This window comes from Haloplanus rubicundus (assembly GCF_003342675.1).
GTDB lineage: Archaea > Halobacteriota > Halobacteria > Halobacteriales > Haloferacaceae > Haloplanus > Haloplanus rubicundus.
Map to the genome: position 1 here is coordinate 113,973 of NZ_CP031147.1, position 18,095 is coordinate 132,067.

11 protein-coding genes are annotated in these 18,095 nt (G+C 54.5%); 7 read left to right on the forward strand and 4 right to left on the reverse strand.

Annotated features, from left to right (window positions below; genetic code table 11):
• The first annotated feature begins 25 nt into the window (after positions 1–25).
• The gene (locus tag DU484_RS00440) at positions 26–1,552 is read left to right on the forward strand and encodes a restriction endonuclease (protein ID WP_114604761.1); all 1,527 of its coding nucleotides are present in this window, start codon (positions 26–28) and stop codon (positions 1,550–1,552) included.
• 91 nt (positions 1,553–1,643) lie between these two features.
• Positions 1,644–2,720, forward strand: coding sequence for a DNA-methyltransferase (locus DU484_RS00445; protein WP_114604762.1), 1,077 nt, complete (start codon positions 1,644–1,646; stop codon positions 2,718–2,720).
• A 6-nt stretch (positions 2,721–2,726) separates the two neighbouring features.
• On the opposite strand, the gene DU484_RS00450 is transcribed toward DU484_RS00445, so the two are convergent.
• A complete protein-coding gene (locus tag DU484_RS00450; RefSeq protein ID WP_114604763.1) occupies positions 2,727–3,935 on the reverse strand; it encodes a DNA-methyltransferase in 1,209 nt (402 codons plus the stop codon).
• Positions 3,936–4,829: 894 nt separating this feature from the next.
• Complete coding sequence (locus tag DU484_RS00455; RefSeq protein WP_114604764.1) at positions 4,830–5,753, reverse strand: metallophosphoesterase family protein; 924 nt, start codon at positions 5,751–5,753, stop codon at positions 4,830–4,832.
• A 114-nt stretch (positions 5,754–5,867) separates the two neighbouring features.
• On the opposite strand from DU484_RS00455, the gene DU484_RS00460 reads away from it, so the two are divergent.
• Genes DU484_RS00460 through DU484_RS00470 form a run of 3 tightly spaced genes read left to right on the forward strand, consistent with a single transcriptional unit; the run spans position 5,868 to position 12,422 of the window.
• Positions 5,868–7,991 carry a PD-(D/E)XK nuclease family protein gene (locus tag DU484_RS00460; protein ID WP_114604765.1) on the forward strand — a complete coding sequence of 708 codons (2,124 nt, stop codon included), beginning with the start codon at positions 5,868–5,870 and terminating at the stop codon, positions 7,989–7,991.
• A complete protein-coding gene (locus DU484_RS00465; RefSeq protein ID WP_157969445.1) occupies positions 7,969–8,910 on the forward strand; it encodes a PD-(D/E)XK nuclease family protein in 942 nt (313 codons plus the stop codon). The genes DU484_RS00460 and DU484_RS00465 overlap by 23 nt, the downstream gene beginning before the upstream one ends.
• Complete coding sequence (locus DU484_RS00470) at positions 8,907–12,422, forward strand: ATP-dependent helicase (RefSeq protein ID WP_114604767.1); 3,516 nt, start codon at positions 8,907–8,909, stop codon at positions 12,420–12,422. The genes DU484_RS00465 and DU484_RS00470 overlap by 4 nt, the downstream gene beginning before the upstream one ends.
• Positions 12,423–12,602: 180 nt before the next feature.
• Here the strand turns inward: DU484_RS00470 and DU484_RS00475 are convergent, their stop codons facing one another.
• On the reverse strand, positions 12,603–13,016 hold the full coding sequence (locus DU484_RS00475; RefSeq protein ID WP_114604768.1) for a hypothetical protein: 414 nt from the start codon (positions 13,014–13,016) through the stop codon (positions 12,603–12,605).
• Positions 13,017–13,293: 277 nt separating this feature from the next.
• On the opposite strand from DU484_RS00475, the gene DU484_RS19265 reads away from it, so the two are divergent.
• Complete coding sequence (locus tag DU484_RS19265; protein ID WP_157969446.1) at positions 13,294–13,638, forward strand: hypothetical protein; 345 nt, start codon at positions 13,294–13,296, stop codon at positions 13,636–13,638.
• 75 nt (positions 13,639–13,713) lie between these two features.
• Positions 13,714–15,969: a DEAD/DEAH box helicase gene (locus DU484_RS00480; RefSeq protein WP_114604769.1), complete on the forward strand. Its 2,256-nt coding sequence runs from the start codon at positions 13,714–13,716 to the stop codon at positions 15,967–15,969.
• Between the two features lie 181 nt (positions 15,970–16,150).
• On the opposite strand, the gene DU484_RS00485 is transcribed toward DU484_RS00480, so the two are convergent.
• Positions 16,151–18,094, reverse strand: coding sequence for a hypothetical protein (locus DU484_RS00485; protein WP_114604770.1), 1,944 nt, complete (start codon positions 18,092–18,094; stop codon positions 16,151–16,153).
• Position 18,095: the final 1 nt, after the last annotated feature.

The window sequence follows — 18,095 nt, forward strand, 5'->3', positions numbered from 1 at the left end:
TTATGAAACAATATGTAATTACAACATGGTGGGGAATGAGTCCGACCTCCCCTTCGGAGATGCGTTCAGCCCGGCGCAGCTCGATACTGATTCCGGGGAGTACACGAAGCTCGCTGCAGTCCTTGATCTGGTCGCAGAACACAAGGGCGAGGAAGCGGAGTTCAAGTCCGTCGTGGCTGAGCGCTTCTTCGAAGACTCCGGAACCCCCGATGAGCGAGCGCGACTCGTCGTGCTCGGACTCAAAGATCGAGGGTACCAGCTCGTTACGGATGACTTCTACTTCACCGAGCTCGGCGAGCGGCTGTACGACCTCAGGGACGACGAAGACCAACTGTATCGCGAATTCGCCCGGCATATTCTGCTGAACCTCCACGGGCGGCAAGTGATCGACATAATTCGGGACCTCCAATCGGCCGGGCAAGATACGACAGCAGACGAGATCAAGGACGCTCTCGGTCGCTATTACGACATCAAGATCGGAGAAACTTCGAACCACTGGAGCCAGATGCGTGGCTGGCTCGCTGAAGCGGAGATTCTCAACACTGGAAGTCCGTACTACGAGATCAACACAAGCAGACTCAACGAGATACTGGGACTCACCGCAGAGGAGCTCGACGCACTCGAAGGGCTCACCGACGAACAGCGGGCGTTTCTCCGTGCCTTCGCGATAATCGATCCCGACGAAGCGATCGAGAATACGGATGTCAGAACACTAGCAACGAATCACCATGACCGAAACATCCCGCAAGGGAAGATCACGGAGAACATCCTTAACCCGCTCGCAGGGGCCGGATATCTCGAGATTACGTCCCAACGTGGCTCACCGAACCTCATCGAGCCGACGGAAGCGTTCGATGCTGAGGTTCTTGAGCCGATACTAGAGCAGTACGCCGAACGAACAGGAATTCCTCGAGAGGCGCTTCGGCTCAGCTTCACCGAGCTCGAAAACGCACTCGATGGGGGAAGCTCATCCGAACGGGAAACCGGACTCATCGCGCTTGCTGTCCGGCTCGGGCGGCAGCTGGGACTGGAGTATGTCGGGCGCCGAACCGACGATAGTGGTACGAGCGAAGCCACCACGGACGTCATCATGGACGATGCAAACCTGACGTTGACGCGGTGGTTGATTCACTGCTCAGCCTCACGGTCGAAGGTCACGCCGACACAGATTGCAAGCGTCACGACAACCGCGCGACTCACGAACGCCAACACGATCCTCTATGTTGCCCGCTCCGGGTTCCGTGAGGACGCAACGCAGATGGCCGCCCGTATTATGCAAAACGAGCCCTACACGATTTTGACGCTCAACGAACAGCCAGATCCGGCATACGATGAGAACCCAGCAGCGCTCAGCGAGGCGTTGGAAGAGCAACTCCATTCAATTCGTCGAACCAAAGAGATACCCGATGACGGACCGTTCCGCGGTCGTTCGTTCGGAATCGAGGAGGACAGTGAAGGATCTCAAAGCATGATTCAAGGGTTTGAGGATGACTTCGAACGGTTTCAGGAATCAGAATCCGAAAAGCGGGATTTGACCGATTTTACCGGATAACAAATCACGATAGAGGGCAGAAACAGTTCGTTCACAAACAAGAAATGACGAGAGTCGCTCCACTTACTACAGTCGAAAGAGACTTCTCAATATGACTTCGTCGTCGCCGGTAACGGATCTCCTCTCCCACTCCGCGGCATATTCGACTGACAACGGAGCGGCATACCTCGGGGACAGCCGTGATCTTCTCGATGATTTGCCGTCAAACTCGATTGACCTCGTCGTTACGTCGCCACCCTTCGAGCTGGCACACCAGAAAGAGTACGGCGACGATTGGGACGATGAGGACAAAAAGTATCAAGCGTGGTTCCTCGAATTCGCCGAGGAAGTCAAGCGCGTCCTCTGTGAGCACGGGAGTTTCGTCATCGAAATCGGCGGCGCCTTCAACTCAGGGACGCCATCGCGGTCGACCTACCAGTTCGAGCTCCTCACCAAACTCACGAGCGACCACGTCGGCTTCAAACTCGCACAGGATTTCTACTGGCATAACCCAGCAAAACTCCCCTCCCCCGCAGAATGGGTCAATCGACGGCGAATCAGGGTGAGTGATGCAGTAACACACATCTGGTGGCTCGCTCCGAACATCTCCGCCGATAGTGCGACGGAGCCGGACGAGCAACCGGTCCCAGAAGCGGATAATCGCCGGGTATTGACGGAATACAGTCAAAGCCAGCAGGACCTCATGGAGAAGGGGGAGTACAATGCTGGAGAGCGTCCGTCGGGCCACAACATTAGCGAAGAGGGCTTCTTTACCGATTCCGGGGGCGCGATCCCTGATAACCTTATTTCCGCGACGAATACGGGTAGCCAGACCCACTACGACAAGATGTGCAGTCGAGCAGGGCTCGATAAGCATCCAGCACGCTTCCCTGATGAGATTCCGGAGTTCTTCGTGAAGTTCCTCACGCCAAATCCACCCTACGATGACTGGAACCGTGGGTATCTCGACCGACCGGTGGTGTTGGATATCTTCGGCGGATCGAACATCACGGGCAAGATTGCCGAAGAGCTGGGTCGGTATTGGCTGGCATTCGAGAAAGACGAAGAGTATCTCGAAGCCTCCGAGGTACGATTCCTCTCACCGATGCAAGTTGAGCGGAAATTCAACGACACTCAGCACGGGCTGGATGATTTCACCGATTGCGGGGAATCCGAACCAGAGCCGTAGCGTTTCCTAATCGTTCCCGACTTCAGCGAACTCGCCGAAGTCACTCGTTTCATCGTTCAACGAGTCTCGAATCTCGTCTTCGTCCATAAACCGGAACTGCGAGGTCTGCACGTACTGTTCCTCTCGCTCAAAGCCGAGCCAATAGCGCCCCTTCGATTCTGCGACCTTCCCAGTCAAGTTACTCCCGGCGAAGATGTCTAGGACGATCGGCCGGTCCAACGTACCGCGGTCCCAGTCGTCATACGGCGGATCGGGCGTGAGGAAGCTGATGAAGAACTCCGGGATCTGTCGGGGAAACCGAGCTGGATGATGGTCAAATCCGAACTCACGGCACATCCGAAGGTAATGCGTGTTGCTCGCAGTGTTTGAGGCCTCCACCAAATTATCGGGGTTTGGACCACCCATCCCCAAAGTCCGAAGCAGGTCCCCTGCCGACAGATCTTCTGGGCCTTCATCCGAAATCAGCTCAAGGAATTTAAGCGCGGAGATCTCGTCCCAGCGATCAAGAACGCCCTGGGCTGAATGGCCCTCGATCAAGTTGTCTGGAATCGAGCCTTCATTCTTGTTGGCAAAGGATTCCGGGTCGATATCCCATCCTGAGCCTCGCTTGCCGTCATTGTACTCCGCAGTCTCTAACAGGTTCTTGTGGCTCTCACTGTACTCCTGTAACACCCGCTGGTTGCTCGCCTCCGGCTGCGGGTGTTCACCATCCTTGACCGCAGAGTCCTTGTTGAGGTCCTTCGAGAGCCACCAGATGTGGGTGACAGCGTCGGTGACGCGGATCTTTCGAACATTCACCCACTCGATCGGGTTGGGAAGCTTAGCAGGATTGTACCAGTAGAAATCCTGTGCAAGGTCGAAATCCCCCTCCTCAACGAGACGGGTGAGGAGTTGGAACTGATAGATAGAGCGCTTGGGCCAGCCCTTTTCGAACGCACCGCCGATCTCGATGACGAAGCTTCCATGGGGAGCAAGAACGCGATGTACCTCCTCGGCAAACTCCATGAACCAGTCGTTGTACCCTTCCTGGTCTTCGTTTCCATACTCCTTCTTGTGTTGGAGTGCAAAGGGAGGCGACGTAACGACTAGGTCGATACAGCCATCGGGGAGCTGTTTCAGGGACTCTCGACTATCTTCCTGAAACAGCCCACCGGACTCGGAGGAATAAGCGGGTTCTGAATCCATCAAGTCGAGAACCACCGGGTCATCCGTCATTGCGTATCCAGAAGTCAACGAAAGAACTTGAATGTACAATACTTGGCCTCGGGTTAGAACCCTCGCTGAAGCGTAGCAGATCTACTCCTAGACACCTGTCCGACAATTGGGGCGACAATTGCTCGCCACCCCAAGCAGATAGACGAGAACCCGACACTGGGTGTTGATACAGGCGCCAAACAAGCGCTATGGACATACATAGTTTGATTTGAACTTCGTCCGAGAACATCTCAACGCCTCTGACTCAATCCCTATCGAAGCGCGACAACGCATCACTCGAAGCCTCTATCGCCACCCCCAGCAGTCGCCGTCTACCAGTGACGTCAATGCGGCTGGGTTGGGTCTGACGCTCTCCGAACCAGAAACCGTCCCCGATGAGACCCGAACCGCCGCTCAAGATGTCCGGAGTCGGATATCGACAGGAACACCGACCGACGATATCGGCGTCGTCCTCGCGAGCCCAGTTCAGTATGCCGATCAAGTGCGGGAAGTCTTCGAAACGTACGATTTACCATACAGTCTACAAACCGAGATCCCTCTCTCCGAGACAGCATTGGGCGATGTGATCCAGACGATCTGCCAACTCGCACGGGAACCCCGTACTATCGAGACACTGCTTGACCTACTCACGAGTCCGTTGGGGCAGTCTACCACGGGAGCGATTACGTCACCAGTGCGGATGCAGCTGTGCGTAACTCACCAGATAGTCCCATTCGAATAACCCGAACGACTTCCAGAATCTGCCTGCGGCTGAATTAATGTCGTCTTTACTCGACCTTCCCCAGACTGAATATATGAAAAAATTTTCGACACTAACATCATAGCGACAATCGTAGATCGGGATTCACTTCATGTATCGGACTGTCAAAAACCTACTCACCCCGTCGCTGGTGGCTACACATCCAATGAGATCTTTCGGTGAGATAATCCGTCGGCATCGGCGGTGAATACGCGAACGAATGGCTCGAACGATCGTTTGCTGATTCGCTCTGTTGCCCCGCCACAGAGGACCTTACAGCCCTGGACCACATCCCTTGCGTCCTTATGATGTTGTCCATCGATGATCGCATCGAACGCGAAGTTTCGCAGCCGGGCCCGTCTAAGGACCTCCCTAGCATCGCATTCAGCTTGATCTGGATTCACGAATTGGTAGAGCGACTGATGAAGGGCTAAAACGGCCGTTCGTTCCCGTGGCGGTGGTTCAGGATCGAAATGGCCGCTCGTCCACCATGAAATCGGCCGATGGTCTAAACCGTACAGCGCAAAATGGTCGTCCACTAATATCGGCGCCGTATCGAGTGGCTGGGCCAATTCCAAGTCGACCAATTTATCGCGTGCCCGTTTCCCGTCCTCTCTCTCGTGGTCACCAAGGATGTAGAAAAAAGAAATATCCGATTCAAGTAATTTCGCCAGTTCGCGGATACAGATTCCGAGATGCTTGTTGGTTATTCCGGTCGTGGAATCGTTATGAAATAGATCACCTGTGTGAACGACTGCATCCGCGTCGACCGAGATAGCGGCGTCGACAGCCTTTCTGAATCCAGTAGCGCAATCAATTTCCCACCCCTTTCCATGATGACCACCTTTCTCTCGACCGATGTGGCTATCCGTCATATGGACAAGCACCGACTGCGAGGAACTCGGGGCGGTTCTCTGCTCTCGGATATATTGGTAATAAGTGTCGTATCCTAACGCCTGCCAGTCGTGCTTGGAGTCTTTCTTACCGCTCACGTGTGCCGCTACCGATTCCACGGCGTCGGTGTAGCGGCAGCCGTCGACCGGGCACACGACGTTATCTTCGTTCCCGCTCGCCGGCATATGGAGACGTTTTACTCAATGATACTTATACTCTGACCAGTTCTGTAGTAGTGTATATTCAAACCACCGACGCCACTAGCATTATGTCGGCGGCTTCTGACACTACGTATCATAATGGGGACGGCTTCTGGAATATCGCTATCTGGCGATCTCCACGTATATCCATTCGGTTGCCCAGCACGATCCGATCTTGTCGCTCGGCGATACGAGCACCTACTCGACGAGAACAACCTCGAAGAGATCCTCTGTCTAACCCGCCTCTGTAGTGAACAGACACTCACAGAGGAGCTAGCGACGACACTCGATGTCGTCGGGCGTCCCACGGTAAAAACGCTCACGTCACTTGCCACCGAAATCCTGCGGACACTCATTCCCAGTATTGAAATCCTCTCGGATCACGAGCGGATCGAGCTACTTGCTGAACATCTCTCAGAGCATGAATGGGGAACGGACTATTTGGCGAATGCTGCTCAACAGGGATCCTTTCAGCAAGACGTTGGTCGGTTGCTCATCGAGATGGAGTCTCGTGACGCGCTCTCACCGGAGATCTATGAGTCGACCGCATTGCAGGAGATCGCCGCTGTGGGACAAGAATTCCAAACGCTTCTGGAGACGAACGAGTACGTTGATGAGCCGTCGCTAGTTCCACTCGCGACGGCCGCGCTCCGTACTGCGATTGAGGAAGACGAGACACCGGATGCCATCGCAGAGCGAGAGGTACTAGTTATCGCCGACTTTGAGGAGTTCGCACAGACTGAACGACAGTTCCTGGAAATGATAGCTGAGGCCGCTGACGCAACCGTCTGTGCGCTCGCTGAACGCCGGAGTCGCCTCCTCAGTAGCTGGCGGGAAGCGGGCTCCGTCGAAGAGATGGCGGATGGGCTGGAGATCATCCCGGAGGAAGACACCACTGAATCGCCGGCACTGCCACAGACCATCGGGCGGTATTTGGTGACTGGTGATCGCCCCGAAACGACGACTGCGGATGGTGCCGTCCGAGTCATCGAGGCACCGACATTCAAACAACAGCTCACGCTCATCGCGGATGAAATCGAGCGGCTTTGCCGAACATCGGAATACACGTACTCGGATATCACCATCGGTTATCAGGATTCGAGCGCGCCGATAGAGCGAACGATACGGCTGCTCCGGCGACACGGGATTCCGACCACCGCGGTTACGCTCTCCCGATTAGGCGACGATCCGGCGGTTAGAGAACTCCACGACGTAATTACAGTCTGTGCAGAATCGACCGACGAGGAGACATCAAATGCATGTCGCGAGCGGTTGCTCGAAATCGAGGGCGCAACCGAAGATATTCTTACAGACATCCGCGACGTGTCCTCGGCTATAGACGGCCTCTGGATGTGGATTGGGGCAACGGATCTCAAAGACCGAATCGGGACCAACTGGGAAGAAATCGAGACCAGAGATCAGTTTCGGCAGCTCCGTAAGGTTCTCGAGTTAGCCGAATTTCTGGAGTCGGAACCACGGCTTGATTCGACGTGGGATGCCTGTCATACGGCAGTGGAGCGCGCGTTCAAGTACTCCTCAACGCGTCTGGAAAATATCGAAACCGACCGAGCCGATGGGGGTGTGCAGGTTCGGACGATCTACGGACTCAAGCACACCACCTCGAAGGCAGTCTTCCTCCCGAACGTCACTGATCAGGACTATCCGTTCACCCCGGACCTCACAGCTCTGATCCCGACAAGCCGTCTTCGGACGGAGTCGGCTTTCCCGACACTCACGACACAATCCGTGAGGGATGTCGCCGAAACCTTCGAGACAGCGACCGAGACAGTTGACGACCCGTTCTACGCATACTTCACCCAGGTGAGTCGACGGCTACTCGGGATCGGTGCGTGTGCCGCCTCCGATCAGTTGTACTTCGGTGTGCCTCGCGAAAATGCTGATTCGCTGGGTACGTATCATCAACCCTCGAGATTTCTGACCGAGCTCGTGGATACGTTCGATGCCATCGAACCACTCGCCAGCGACGGGGAGACACCAATAGCGAGTCACGGTGGGGCGAGTGAATTCGTCGTCGAGCACGTCGACGAGACACTCGAAGAGGTACGACGGGCAGCTGTCGGCGGCGACTCGGTCGATCTCGACGCATACGAACAGGAGTTGCGTGCCATTGAAACACTCCTAGAGAAGCCTGAGGCAGCGACCGTTCGGGATGCGATCGAGGCTCGGATCGACTTCCGACATGGGAGGGTTCGACGTGACTGACCGTATGTCCCCATCCCGGGTGGCGACGTATCTGACCTGCCCCCGGCAGTTCGAATTCAACTATGAACACCAACTGGAGACCGAGGATCGAACTGACATGGAGCGGTACTTCAATCGCGGGAATGTCCTCGATACGTCACTGCAGGAAACGGCAGATGCTGTCTCACCCGCTACAGACACGGAATCAGTTAGAGCCCTTGCTCGTGAAGAGTTCGATAAACAGTGGGCCGAAGAGACGAGCGTCGACTGTTATCCCTCGGCGGCCTCCTACGAATACGACCGGCAGATTTCGAAGGCTGCGATCGAGGACTACCTCAATCCCGAAACCAGCGGGGAGGGTGTCGAGCATCTTCGGCGTTCAGTAGGGACCGAAGTTCATCTCGAATGGGTCGATCCGGAGTTAGGGCCGATGCACGGGTATGCCGACAACATCGTCGAAACCCGAGACGGCCTGCTCATCATCGATTACAAGGCGAGTTACAGCGGGCGACGATTCCCGAATAAGAGTGGGTCCGACCTTCAGAACCAGATAGAAGGGACGAAGCACTACCCAAAACGACTCAAAAAGTGGCTCCAGATCGAGATGTACTGTGCCGGCATTGAAGAACACGAGAGCTACTCTGCAGGCGATGAGATTCGATTCATGTTTTACGGACTGATCAGCTCCAAGACACGCGAAGCGACTGAAGAGGGGTACAGTATCAGCGTCTCCGGGAAGGAGTGGGACATGACGGACCTGTATCGGTCACACGAAGAGGAATTACAGTCCCTACTCAGCTGGGGTGTCGACGGCATTCGAGACGAGGTATTCGATCCGACCGAGCAATCGTGGTCGTTGATCCAAGAGGAGGCCTGTGAGGGTTGTGACTATCGCCGGGGCTGTGGCGATTATCTCGCCGAAGAGGTTCGGTTCTCATGAGCGGTGTGTTCGAAGAGGACGACGACGTCGATGAGGGACCAAAGGGCAATCAGGGAGAGATCATCGAGACGGATGACTTTCCGATGCGAGTGTTAGCCGGCGCCGGGACCGGAAAGACGTTCACCATGGTCCGGAAGGTCGAGCACTTGCTGCGAACGGAGCAGACCTCACCACAGAACGTCCTCGCGCTCACGTTCACAAACAAAGCCGCGGATTCGATGCGGAGGAAGCTCAACGCTCGACTTGACACCGCAGGCTACGATATTGACGCCTACACGTACCATTCCATCTGCCACTCGATTCTCAAGGAGTATCCGTACTATGCAGACCTTCCATCCGGATTCACGGTCGCCAGCGACGCGGATAAATTCGAACTCGCGGAGAATGCGGTAGAGGAGATCGAGTATCAGTTCGTGAATCCCGACGGCAGCTATCGGCACTCACCGCCGGAGGCCTTGTTGAATTTCATCTCTTCGATGAAACAGGAGGGTGTACGCCCCGCAGACCTCGAAACGTATCTCCCCTCTGGGGAAGTTCTCGTCGAATTGAACGAGATGGCGGATCGAATCGAAACCGCCGCTCGAAATCACCTTCGGCGGCAATCGCTGCGAGACGGCGCCGACGCGTTCTGTGACGATCTTGAGACATTCGCACTCGAATTACAGCTCGAACAGAAGAGCCTGGGCACGTCACCGCTCGAAGAGGATATCGGGGCGTATCTTCAGCAACTAATCGAAACCACAGAAACGATTCAGGCACGAATCCGGACCGATTCCGACGCGATCGATCACGGGGCGAAACAGGCGGCTGTTCGGATTCCAGCAGTTCTTTTCAGCGGCTACGGAAGCGAAGGGAATCGAATGACTCGAAAGAGTGATTTCCCCACCGGCATCCCGAAACTCCCCTTCACGCTTATCGACCGGCTGCGAACGTACCTCGAGGACTGCCAGCGTGCCGCTGATTTCGTAACCGGATATCGGGCGTATGAGACCCAGCGCCTCGATTCGGAACTCGTCGACTTTGACGACCTCATTCACAAAGCGGTCGAGCTCTTGCGGGATGACGACCTGGCAGCCGAAATCGCTGGCCAGTGGGACTACGTGTTCTGTGACGAATTCCAAGACACAGACTCGATTCAGTTCGAACTCGTCGAGGCGCTGGCCAAGCACAATCGCCTGTTTGTCGTCGGCGATGATGATCAGGCCATCTACGAGTGGCGTGGGGCAAACAGCGAAAACATCGGGTCGAAGCTGACTGCCACGTACCAACCGAATTTGATTGATAAGGAGTTGGACCTGAATTTCCGCTCGAAGCAGCCGATACTGAATCTGGCCAACGACGCGATCACAGCGCTGGAGGACCGCCGGAGTGACAAACAACTCACGGCGTTTGGCAAGAAACGCGACGCGACGGACGGAGTGGCCTATATCGATACCTCACCACCGGATGGGGAGGATGCGTTGGATGATGACGAGTATCAGGCGAATCAGATCACGACAGCTATCGCCGGCCTACTGCGTGGGGATTTCGACCCGGTCGAGGAATCGTATGACCTAGAAGATATTGCGATTCTGGTTCGGAAGAACAGGCATGCCGAACCGCTAATCCAGTCGTTCGGTGAAGCGGGGATTCCCTTCGAATTGGTCGGCGATCTCGCAACCGAATCCGTCGGCGTCGAAACCGTGCTCGCGTACTTGCGAGCAATCGCGGCACCGTCAGATGATGTCAGCGTCAGGCGCGTTCTTCTTATGCGATATCGCTTGAGTGAGGCGGATCTTCGACTGTTGGCCGACTCAGCTGATCGGCTTATTGATGCCGTCTTTTCGGCCAATCCGTCCGAGCTGTCGGAACCGGAGCGATTCGTCACGGCCCGTGATCACTTCCATCATTTGTTCTCGCGACGGCATCTGCTCTCGGTGCAGCAACTCTATCACGAACTGTTGCACACGACGGACATCGAGTGGTTCCTGACACACACTGAACGTCGTGAACTCAAAGGACTCGAGGAGTTGATCGCTGAGTACGGTGATGGCACCTCTCAACCCCCGCTTGATGCAGACTTTCTCGACTATCTCGATCACCACGACTCGATTACGGACGTGACGGATTCAGCGCCGAACGAGCAAGGTGAGAGCGCGAGTGACGCCGTCTCTATTATGACGATCCACAAGGCGAAAGGGCTGGATTTTCCGGTGGTAGTGATGCCGGAATTGACGGCAGATCAGTGGGCACCCCGAGCACGTTCGTATGCGGATCTGGTCGAAGCAGTGAATGGGTGTGGCTTCTGGGAAGCTGATCAGATCAAACGCGACCAACAAGAAGCACGTCGACTACTCCACGTGGGGATCACGCGTGCCGAAGAACAACTGATCCTATGCGGCCATGGTGAGGCCCCTGAGACGCCTGATGAGGGCGTGACATTGGACTATATCCAACGGTGGATTGGGGATGGCATTCGCTGGGACGTTTCAGCCAGTTCGTTTCCAGTGTGGGAGCAGATTCAAGAGAGCCTCCCCGCCTCTGCTCAAGACTGGACCGAACTCGTGAGCGAGGCCTCGCCACGCCAGACGGAGGCCGTCGCGACGTATGACGGGGGGGAGTTAACGTACCAAGCGGCGGTCGAGACGGTGCTTGATCAGGCTGATCGGCTTCTGAATGGGACGTTATCCGACGGGGAGCCTGCATCGATCAATATTCAATCGGATGCGTTCACGACGATTGAGACCCCTTCGATCCGTCGCAGCCACAGTTACACCTCACTCGGCACCGTCGAGGACTGTGCTCGCAAGCATTATCTGGATCACGTGGTGTACGCGCCGGAGCTGCCGCGGCGGTTGCGACCGTCGGTGGACAGCGATGGCAGTGAGACTGATACCAACGATGCACCGTCTGTCACGGCGACGGATACCGGAGCATCGAACCGGGAGATTGGGGTACTCTTCCATGAGACGGCGGAAGCAGCGATCGACCGAAACCGAACCGAGCGTTCCGAGTGGCGGGAAATCTGCGAACAACTCGCCGTTGAGCGCGGGTTAGAGCAGGCACTCGAGGATGCACTCGACTGTGTCGATCGCTTCTTCCAGACGCCAGTTGCGGACTGGACCCTTCTCAGTGCCGAACACTCCTTTGGGATCGAGATCGAGGACTACTATGTCGTAGGGGAAATCGACTGTCTCGCCCGACGACCCGACGGTGAACTGGTCGTCCTAGACTACAAGGCGACCGAGTCAGCGAAAGGTGAAACGAATCGGCAGCTCCCGCTGTACATCCTAGCCTGCGAGGAGTTGTTCGAGGAGTCGATCACGACTGCCGGCTACGTTTATGTTGGCGATGTGGGGCCCGATATCGATCTTCGAACGTACGACGATGACCGTCTCGAGGATGCGAGAACGCGGATTCTCGGTGGTCTCCAGAAAGCGAATACGAGCTCTTATGCGGACTATACCACTGGCGAGCACTGCAAGTGGTGTCCGCATAACGAACTCCCGTGTAGCGGGTTGCATGGCGAGTAGTTGATCGCGGGTCTAAGCTAGAATCGCAATTCGAGAACAAAGCCCACAATTAGTGGGAGACGTGAAGGGCACAGCAAATGCTGAAAAATAGATTTATTCGGCTCGAAACCCTCGATCGAAGATATGCTTCAGTGGCGGTGCTGAATAAACAGTGCGCACATACGGCAAATATAGTCAGGATTAGTAGTGTTCTTGATACTCTTGCCACCAGATGTCGTTTATTTCGTCATAGCTTGCCTGCTCCAAATGAAGCTCAATAAAGCTTTTCAGCGAATGCATTGTCCCCTCTACTTTGACAATACCCCAGTCCCAACTTCCCCAGCTTGACTCCCACCCACGAGAGGAGAACTGCTCACCATTAAAATAGAACTCGCGCTTCTCTTCAAGCTCTTGATCTTTGACCCTCAATTTCCAATCCATTCTCCTATCACCGGCCCACATCCGAACTAAACCTATATATTCGCCGTTCTCGATTTTCTTTCCGAAAATCCCACTTTCCACTTCACTACCTCCCGGAACGAAGTTCATTATACTCCCTCCTGGAATGAATTCTGTCGAGATCTCGGATTCCGAGTAGTACTCTAAATCTTCCATTTCAGTAAATTAATAGTCAGAATGCATTGATAATACTTCCCATCGGCATAATTTATAGCTCTATTGATATGTATACTTAACGAGTGGCTTCTGACTTATTGGGTATACGCCGATCAATATGGCGTCGGTGTACGGACTCTGCTCAACACATCCTCTGTATCGGTTGCGCCAGTTCTGTCAAATATATCCTATAAAAAGGGGTAGGTAGAAGGCATCTCTGGGCTTCTTATTTTGAATCACCCCGAAGTATTTGTGTGAGTATAATCAACAAAACGATATGAATGAGCGGCGGCGGAAAGACAAAGCGCATGATGTCGGAGACTCAATGCCGGGGACAGTTGGTGACAGTCAAGGGACAATTCATGACCGGCGAGGTGGGCCGTCATTTGACCCAGACGATGACGTGATTGTGCCTAGTGAGAGTAACAACCAGTCCAATAAGCAGCATGAAGACGGCCATAGCTCGAATCTGAACGCCCGTAACGAGGAGAACAAGGGCCAAACTAAGCGAATGAAATACGCGAAAAAGTATGGTAATTCGTGGCCCGAGGACCGCCAACGGCGATTCCTACGTGAGCATGATGTGTCGGCAACAGAGATGGGCTGGAAGCTCACCGAATAAGCACGATACTAGTGGAACTCCTATTCAACAGTCGCCGTTTGCACTGCTTGAGTGATTACTCCGTGCTGGCGACTGATGCAACGCTTCACGATCCCATTCATGAAAGATAACCCATTCAAAAACTGGTCCCGTGACGACGGACGGCTTCTGAGTACCTCTTTCGCACATGATCATTATTCGTCGGTTTCTGTCGCCGAAGCCTACGATCATGCTGTTGAGACAGCCGATCTTGAAGCCACCTCAAGAGGAACGTACGTACTCCCACTGTTTGAACCAGATGTGCCTGAGCCGACTCATGAGTACGTTTTTTACGATCATGAGACACAAGAGGTGAAATACTACGACACTGAAAAGCGCCGGATTAACTGGCTGTCGCCAGATGAAGTCGCGACGATACGGCTCGGCCAAAGACTCCGCTGGTGGCACCCTGATCAAAGACAGCAGCTTGAGACGCTTGACGACGATCAGGTGCCTCCAGAAACGGTTGTTCCTGTTACCACGCTTAGTGACCGAGAGACATCCGAATTCTTTGATGAAATGCGAGAGCTGGTCAAAGAAGAGCGGAGGGCGGATAAGAAGAAAAATCAAGAGCGATATGACGAGCTGGGCCTTGAGACAGCTCTGCGTCGGGAACTGATGGCAGGTCCACTTATTCCGATCGGCACAGCCCGCTATGAAGACGGTCAAGCGTACAAGTTTCAACTCTCAGCCGAAGAAGATGCTGACAATGAAACGGAACCCAACCTCCGCGATGATGCCGGTGTCTTCACCGACAATCAGTATATCGCAGCGGTACGTGGACACAAGAGTCAAACCTCGACCGAAATGGAAGCAGTCTACGTCGGAGATACAGAAGTATGGCTCCGTCCAGTAAATACAACAATTTCAACGAATTCATCTCGTCATAACGCACTTACTGACGACGAAGCAACGGTATGGCTCCACGATCTGCTCAACCCCCTCCCGTATGACCGTCGAATAGACGCAATCAGAGAGGTAAAAAATAGTCGACAAAAGCAGCAGCTGCTCAGCGGGGACAGAAATGTTACCTTCGAATCAAACAAGTATGCCGTCCCAGAGCCAGCGATTACGCTCAACGACTCGCAAAAGAAGGCTCTCGTCTGGGCCAAGGCTGCGAACGATTGTCTCTGTATTCATGGTCCACCAGGGACTGGAAAGACACGTACTCTAACGGCCTATATTCGGGATCTCGTCGCTCGGGACAATCGAGTGTTAGTCACTGCTCACTCAAACCAGGCCGTCGACAACCTTCTTGTCGGAGATAGTACTGTCGACGAACCCGAAAAGGCGACACTCCACGCGATGGCTCAAGACGACGATACTGACCTCAGCATTGCACGTTCTGGAAATAACTCTGAAAATCAGGTCGTCAGGAGTTATTACCAAGGTGTCTCACCGGGAGAAGCAGATATCGTTGCAGCAACCACCAGTGGGGCCGCAAATTTCTCATCCGACAACTTCGATGTTGGCATAATTGATGAGGCGACGCAGGCTAGTCGCGCTGCGACTGCTATCGCGTTCAGCGTTTCTGAGAAACTTATCCTTGCTGGGGACCACAAGCAACTCCCCCCATTCGCGGCGTCTGATGATAAGCTCGGTGACGAACAGCGACTTTCACTATTTGAGACATTAATGAACCGGTATGGCGACGATATCGCAGTCATGCTGCAGACCCAATACCGGATGAACGAAACCATCGCATCCTTTCCTAACCGAGCCTTCTATGACGAGAAATTGAAAACGGCAGATCAAAATCAAGACTGGACTGTTGATGGCCTCTCCCCCTTGATGGGGATCCACATCAAAGGATCTGAGCAGAAGCGAGCGGCAAGCCACTCTTATTATAATCCTGACGAAGCGGAGGCTGCCGCGAAGCAGGTGAAGTTACTCACTAACAGTGATCTTTCGCCAAGCGATATCGGGGTGATTGCAGCGTATAGGGGGCAAGTCAAAGAAATCAAACAGCAGCTTCGACAACTGGACATTCCGCGTGCTCATCAAGTATCGGTGGATACGGTTGATGCTTTCCAAGGGAGCGAGCGTGAGGCAATTATCGTCTCGTTAGTTCGAAGCAATAGTAGGGGAGCAAGTGGATTCCTGACGATGCCTGATGAGGGCCCTCGGCGACTCAACGTCGCACTCACTCGTAGCCGCAAGCGCTTGGTCATCATCGGGGATTGGGATACACTCAGTGAATACGCGGCTCATCGTGATCATGACGAGAGTTGTAGTGAATTATATGCCGAATTAGAAGGCTTCATTCGGGAGATCGACAAAATGCTTGATGTAGAGGCACAATCAGCCCAGTAATAGATTATGTTATTCAGGACGGCTATCGTATAGTCACTGGATACGCACATATATTGGACTCTTCTGTGCATTCACTTTCTATTCAGCAACTGGTTTGTGCCAACCTCCGAGGGATTCAACAAATCCTGTTATTCCGGTTTGGCCATCTAAGGTATGGCTTCGTAGAGAGAGAGATTTGACGCTAAATTTGGGTGAACCCAACAGTATCGACGCCATCGAAGTGGCCGCCGAAATAGACCGACCGACTGAGATTCCGATTCGAGTTCTGGCAGGTCACGTTCGACAGGAACAGACAGTCTTCACACGCCGAGTTATGATCCCGACGGCACACCGTGTCGTACGTACAGTAATCGGTTTCCTCGAGTTGATCGACGACGTCGGGAAAGCGCTCCTCGAAGAGGGTGAAAATCGAGCCCAAGCTGAAGTCCGTATCCGAACGCTTGTAGATGATCACCGACATCGTTCGGGGGAGAAGGTGCTCGACAAGGCTATCACGACCGTACCCCGAGAGCGTCCCGATCGACTGGATGACACTATGTGAGAAGGTATGCAGAAGGGAGTAGACGTGCCGAGAGACAGGATCGGACTCGGGATCGAGCTCTTCGAACCGCGACGGCCGAGCGACATTCGACAGGAACCAACGGTCCAAGTTTTCTATGTGGTCATCCTCGACGAGGTCATTCTCGACGAGCCAGTCGACCACGGCCTGTTTATCCATCGTGAGCATGACCGCTTCGGCGTCGGTCGTCTGTGCGAAGACTTCCGTATCTCCCCACTGCCCACTCGAGAATAGATTCAACAGGGGCGACGGATCGCCCCCCTCCTCACCTTCTGGAGGCTGAGATGTGGTTCCGCCATCAGTTTCGGCTGTCTCGCCATCCGAATCATCATCTGCCCGGCTGCCAGCAGATTGCTGAGCCCGATGGCCGCCCGGTGACGGTTCGATACGTGAATAGCCGTACGAGACGGTCGTGATCGGGAAATTCTTGATCAGTCGAACTTCCTCGAGGTTGAGTTGGTCGCGGAGCTCGCAGTACCGCTGTACTGAATCGGCCTCCAGGTGGGTCTCCGGGCCCTCTTCCGAGGCAAGATCGGCGAACGTGTACGAGGTGATGCGGTCGCCTTCGTCATAGTCTGGATTGACTACCGAGAGGTATTCGAACAGTTCCTCACTCAATTTGATCTGATCAACGCCCGAAAGACGGTCGGAGAGAAGGTGTTTTGTCTCGTCGCGATGGGCCTGAATATCGACAGTCAGCCGCTGTTCGGCCATCGTCAGTGCCTCGTCACGGCTCTCGGCTTCACCCGTCTCAATAAGTTCCATGGCCTTGCTGAGCTTCTCCTGTTCACTGGGGCCCGTATTCCCAGCTCGTTCCAAGAGATAATCGCTGACGATCTGAATCTGGTACTGGTCGTTGCTCACCAGCGTATCCAGATCCTTGCGGACGTTGATGAGCCGCTCCGTCTGGGGGTAGAACGTCTGTGAGGCGGAATGGGGTAGCAATTTCCGTGCCTGCTGATCGTACTCACACTCGGGGTTGAAACATTTCCCGCTCGGGCGGAACTCCTGTTTTGCATTACATCCCGCTGCCGTACACACCCAGTAGGCACTCTCGAAGCTCACGCCGGGGTTCCGAAAGGACATGCCAGCGCCACAGTGTTCAGGGGCGTACATCTCCTGTATTTGACCGCACCGACACACTACCACGAACTGCATCTGGTGATGGTCCCGCAGGCGCTCTCCGCAACGCTCACAATCGAGGCTACGGGTACCCTTCGAGGAGAAATCGCGAATTTCTTCGGGGCGAAACTGGTTGACGCACCCACAGTTTCCACAGGCAAACGTCCGTGGGAAGACCTCGAAATTCGCCGCTCCAGGGGTGACGATAGACGCATTTTCCGGGGCGAGGGAGAGCCGGTCCCAGTTCGGCCAATCGATTGCGTGCCGACTGATACGCCGGAGGATGTACGCATCCGGCAGATCCGAGGCTTTCGACCGGCCGGATTCGTCTCGATCCTCATGAATCCGTGTGACGATACCGCTCAGGTCACTTTCGGCGTGATTGAACGTGTTATCTGGGAGATAGTCGAAGAGAAATTTCGACTTTTTCCGTTCCATCGTCATG

What these genes read in the sequence shown, in the direction of transcription:
- DU484_RS00440 (WP_114604761.1), top strand. Translation starts at nt 26, where the DNA reads ATGGTGGGGAATGAGTCCGACCTCCCCTTCGGAGATGCGTTCAGCCCG.
- DU484_RS00445 (WP_114604762.1), top strand. Translation starts at nt 1,644, where the DNA reads ATGACTTCGTCGTCGCCGGTAACGGATCTCCTCTCCCACTCCGCGGCA.
- DU484_RS00450 (WP_114604763.1), bottom strand. Translation starts at nt 3,935, where the DNA reads ATGACGGATGACCCGGTGGTTCTCGACTTGATGGATTCAGAACCCGCT.
- DU484_RS00455 (WP_114604764.1), bottom strand. Translation starts at nt 5,753, where the DNA reads ATGCCGGCGAGCGGGAACGAAGATAACGTCGTGTGCCCGGTCGACGGC.
- DU484_RS00460 (WP_114604765.1), top strand. Translation starts at nt 5,868, where the DNA reads ATGGGGACGGCTTCTGGAATATCGCTATCTGGCGATCTCCACGTATAT.
- DU484_RS00465 (WP_157969445.1), top strand. Translation starts at nt 7,969, where the DNA reads ATGGGAGGGTTCGACGTGACTGACCGTATGTCCCCATCCCGGGTGGCG.
- DU484_RS00470 (WP_114604767.1), top strand. Translation starts at nt 8,907, where the DNA reads ATGAGCGGTGTGTTCGAAGAGGACGACGACGTCGATGAGGGACCAAAG.
- DU484_RS00475 (WP_114604768.1), bottom strand. Translation starts at nt 13,016, where the DNA reads ATGGAAGATTTAGAGTACTACTCGGAATCCGAGATCTCGACAGAATTC.
- DU484_RS19265 (WP_157969446.1), top strand. Translation starts at nt 13,294, where the DNA reads ATGAATGAGCGGCGGCGGAAAGACAAAGCGCATGATGTCGGAGACTCA.
- DU484_RS00480 (WP_114604769.1), top strand. Translation starts at nt 13,714, where the DNA reads ATGCAACGCTTCACGATCCCATTCATGAAAGATAACCCATTCAAAAAC.
- DU484_RS00485 (WP_114604770.1), bottom strand. Translation starts at nt 18,094, where the DNA reads ATGACGATGGAACGGAAAAAGTCGAAATTTCTCTTCGACTATCTCCCA.